General features: G+C 51.0%; 2 protein-coding genes. Both read right to left on the bottom strand.

Annotation, left to right across the window (positions count from 1 at the left end):
- Positions 1 to 154: 154 nt before the first annotated feature.
- Positions 155 to 1,303 (bottom strand): XRE family transcriptional regulator, encoded by a 1,149-nt coding sequence (locus FV234_RS25750; protein ID WP_238273187.1) that lies wholly within the window; start codon positions 1,301 to 1,303, stop codon positions 155 to 157.
- The coding region (locus tag FV234_RS26560; protein ID WP_210250998.1) for a hypothetical protein at positions 1,296 to 1,652 on the bottom strand (357 nt) is incomplete at its 5' end. The genes FV234_RS26560 and FV234_RS25750, both read right to left, overlap by 8 nt.

Genomic DNA, 1,652 nt, shown 5'->3' with positions numbered 1-1,652 from the left:
GTGCTGGCGGACCGGAACCAGGACCCGCTCACGATCCGGCGTCCGACACTGGGTGCGAGACATCATGCGCCTCCCCGTAGACGCCCCCGCACCCTCAACGCTCAAACAGCCAATTCTGCCGTCCTAGTTTTTTTGCGTCAAGTATGACGCGCCGCTATCCAGTTGCGACAACCGATCTCGTGAGCAGGCTAGTTTCCCCAGGTGCGCCAAATAAGTTCGCAATCAGATCAAGCGAAAAGCCAATTGTATCTTCTACGCCTTGAGCGGGTAAGGCGCGCCTTGCAGCAAAAAGGCGCCAGCACTTGAGGAGCCATTGCGGCATTTCAATGGGTATTTCTCTATCAAGCGGCTCAATTTTGTTCCACTTATTTGAGCTGATCTGTTTTCTAAACAACACATACTGATAATCGTCGATAATTCCGAGCCGTTTTGCCCAGTGTGCGATTGCCTGCATCGAAACTCGCCACCGTAATTTAAGTCCTTTAAGATGACTTAAACGGGTTGAAAAAAACTCACGCATCATCGCCACGCGAGGAAATAGGAACGCTGCAGCAAAAGCATGAGCCTCCAATTCTATGCGTTCTCTGACGGATTTTTCCTCTAAATCTTCTTGTGCTATATCGCGATGAAGTAGCAAATGAGCAAGCTCATGGGCTGCATCAAATCTTGATCGACAACTTGACTGCTTTTCGGAGCCAAGCAAAATGTAAGGACGCTTTTCGATCCAGCATGAAAAGGCGTCTACATCGTCTGATATTAAGCTGAGTCTTGTAACTATTACGCCATGAGTCTCGAACAGCGCTACGACATTTGCAATTGGACCGTCACCTAGCCCCCAGTGCCTCCGGACGCGCTCTGCAGCACTCTCCAACTCTTCAAGAGTGTAATGTATGCCGTGCTCTGGAGGGAGAATATCGGGCAAATTGGGCGCCGGAAAACGAATTTCGGATCCAACGAGGTTTACCAGTTCCCAGAGCCATTTAGCCCTGACGTCAAGAGCGTAGTTAAGCTTATTGGATCGAGCGCCCACGCTACGGAAATAGCGAGTACCTTGATGGCGCTCAATAGAAGGGCTTGGCTTTAGAAAAAACGGAACGGGTTGTTCTAGCGCGCTTGCGATACGGATAATTACAGACATGTCTGGACGGCGTTCGCCAGTCTCATAGTGACCAATAGCTTGCCCACTAAGATCTATCTCTCGCGCTAATTCGGCACGCGACTTCTGCTTGGCGAGCCGGGCTTCGACTAGCCGAGCAGGAGAGAAGCCAGAACTACGATCCGGGAAAGATAAAACCTTAGTCATTGTCACGAAAATGCCGTTCGATGCTCTCGATGATCTCAGGGTCTGGTGACTCCGTAGGACCTTCGGGTGGGGTCAACATGCCGATCGCCACGTGCGGCAATCGCATCAAATTATTGGTCCGAAATATGTGACCATTTTTGTCCGGGCTTGGGTAAGCGATGTGTGCGAAATTGAGATCTTGATATCCATGAAGTATGTGCAATGACCGCCGCTCACCATCTAAGTGTCTGTCCGGCGACATATTGAGTGAGGTGAGGGGTTTGTGATTCAAGGCTGCCTGTGTGGAGGCTGCCGATGTGGACGACTGAGAACCGGACCCGCTACGATCGAAGCGAGCTTCGTTATCCGA

Source organism: Methylobacterium sp. WL8 (assembly GCF_008040045.1).
In the GTDB taxonomy this organism is placed as follows: domain Bacteria; phylum Pseudomonadota; class Alphaproteobacteria; order Rhizobiales; family Beijerinckiaceae; genus Methylobacterium; species Methylobacterium cerastii.
Note: the sequence above shows the minus strand (reverse complement) of the source record. Positions and strands in the feature narration are given on the sequence as shown.